Source organism: Aedoeadaptatus coli (assembly GCF_900343085.1).
Lineage (GTDB): Bacteria > Bacillota > Clostridia > Tissierellales > Peptoniphilaceae > Aedoeadaptatus > Aedoeadaptatus coli.
The window spans coordinates 1-2,502 of record NZ_OPYI01000033.1 but is presented as its reverse complement, the minus strand read 5'-3'; the positions used below and the strand labels follow the sequence as shown (position 1 = coordinate 2,502).

The 2,502-nt window shown below is 48.6% G+C and carries 2 protein-coding genes and 1 rRNA gene; all 3 read left to right on the top strand.

The window, feature by feature from the left end; genetic code table 11:
- Window positions 1-649: 649 nt before the first annotated feature.
- Entirely contained in the window at window positions 650-1,684 is a 1,035-nt protein-coding gene (locus DG046_RS09555) for an LCP family protein (RefSeq protein ID WP_108832259.1), read from the top strand.
- A gap of 98 nt (window positions 1,685-1,782) precedes the next feature.
- Window positions 1,783-2,052: a GNAT family N-acetyltransferase gene (locus DG046_RS09550; RefSeq protein ID WP_108832258.1), complete on the top strand. Its 270-nt coding sequence runs from the start codon at window positions 1,783-1,785 to the stop codon at window positions 2,050-2,052.
- Window positions 2,053-2,433: 381 nt separating this feature from the next.
- Window positions 2,434-2,502, top strand: a 16S ribosomal RNA gene (locus DG046_RS09545); the annotation flags it as partial.

Genomic DNA, 2,502 nt, shown 5'->3' with positions numbered 1-2,502 from the left:
ATGACACCATACGAATACGGATCGACACTGCTCAACGCATAGGGGTTGACGTGTCCAAATCAAAGGGTCCACCTTAGAAGGCCGCATTTTCCCCGCCCCCGGGGCCCCCACCCCTTTTTTGGCCGCGTCTAAGCTGAAAGAAAATGCCGCAGGCATTTTCTACTAATTGGGCCGTGTCGCAGAATGAAGAATGTGAGGTGGGCAAAGATATTTCTACGCCAAGAAGAATTTTCCGCCCAACTCAATTTCTCTCGTAGGCGAAGAAACCCAATACAAATCGAAGCCCGGTAGGGCTTCGCACATATAGAAGGCGTTTGTGGGTGGATGGGGATGGGGCCCCGGGGAAGGGGCAGAGGGCGAATCGCAACGCCCTAGGCCCTTCCCCGGGTCTCAAAGCCATTTAGGAATGAAATTTTAAGCGAAGTAGAAAACACCACGAAATTTCGTCCGCTCCGCTACCGAAAAATCGCGAAGATATCATTTACAGAAGGACATAAAAGAAAAGCGCCACACCCAATATGTGAGTATGTCGGAATAATAAGCAGGAGCAAAGACGTAAAAGAAAAACGAAGAAAAAAACTACATCATCCCATATTGCCAAGACCTTTCTGTTTCGGTAAGATAGTAAAAGACTAAAAAGAGGTGTTAAATGAGAGTACTGAAAATCATCGTGGCGGCGCTTTTAATCGCCGCCTTGTCCGGGGCCTTGGTGCTGGGCTATGAATTGGTCGATCGACCGATCACAAAAAGAAGCCACGAATTGTCGCGGGAAGAGGCGACGAAAAGAATAAATAAATTAGATACGACAAATCCCTTTACCGGCGACGACCCGCTCCATATTTTGCTTTTCGGCATCGACAAGACGGCGACGACGGACATGACCGAGGAAGGCAATCCCACGCGCAGTGACGTGATCATGCTCGTTACCATCGACCCGGTGACCAAGCGGGCACAACTCCTTTCCCTGCCTCGAGATACCTATGTGGACATTGAAGGCCACCAAGGAAAGACCAAGCTGGGCCACGCCTACGCCTACGGCGGAGAAAAGTTGGCGGAAGAGACGGTGGAAAACTTCCTCGACGTGAAGATCGACTACTACGCCACCGTGGACTACAATGCCGTGGAACGCTTGGTGGACGCCGTGGGCGGAATCGAAGTGGACATCCCCTTCGATTACAGCTACGAAGATACTTATGTCGTGCCCAATCTACACATCGACTTTAAAAAAGGCAAGCAAAAGCTAGACGGCGCCGATGCGGTGCGCTACTTGCGTATACGCAAGATCTATGAAGATCAAGACATCGACCGGATCCAAGTGCAACAGCGCTTTATCATGCAGCTCTTCGACAAGCTGAAGCGGCCCATGATGATCCTGAAAATTCCCGAGCTCATCGACATCGCTTTAGACAATATCGAAACGAATCTGACCTACGGCCAAATCGCCTACCTGGCGAAAATGGGCCTGGATATGGACAGGGAAAACATCCAAACCGACACCTTGGTCGGAGACAACAAGCGGATCGGAAACATTGATTACTACATCGTCGATCAGGCGTCGGCCAGAGAGCAAGTGCGTCGCTTCGCCGAAGGCAAGATCGGCTACTACGAAGAAATCCAAGGGCAAAAGAAAGCAAATCAAGAAAATTCCGACGCTGACGATACGGGTGAATCGACAAACGAATAAGAAAGACAATGAAAGTTCTCGCTTCGGCGGGGACTTTTTTCATGGGCGGGTATAAAGGTAAGAACAACGTAAGCAAATAGATAAGAAAGGAAGATTCCATGAAGATTAAACACACCGACGGACGATTTTATGTAGGCGATGCAAATTCGCCGGACGCCGTATTGGATTACCGGTTCATCGACGACAAAACCGTACAGGCCTACCACACGGAAACCACCGAGGCCGTGCGGGGGCAAGGCGTGGCCGGCGCCCTGTTTGAAGCCTTCATCAATTATGTCGTCGATCACGACCTTCGCGTACGTGCAGACTGCTCTTACGTTGAGAAGAAAATGAAAGAAGACGACGTCTACTCCATGCGCATGGTCTGATGAGGCGTGCCTTTTACAAAAACCTAAAAGAATGAAAACAACGTCTTGACACGGGGCATGGGAGTTAGTATAATAGCAAAGTCATCAAATCGATGGCGGGTCAAGCGCGGCCTAAATAAAAAAGATTTAAAAAGTGCTTGACGACAGCTTGCCGACATGGTAAACTATACAAGTTGTCACGTGGGGCACGTCAAAAAACTTTTTACAAAGATTTAAAAAGTACTTGACAAAACGTCCTCTGCGGGATATACTAAATAAGCTGTTTCGTAAGACACAGCACTGAACCAAGTTAATTAAATGGTATAAGAGATTAAACCATAACAATCTATAAGCTTAAAGCGGAACACAGTCAGTGGATCCGAGCTAAGCAAACTCAAAGTTTTTATTGAGAGTTTGATCCTGGCTCAGGACGAACGCTGGCGGCGCGCCTAACACATGCAAGTCGAGCGA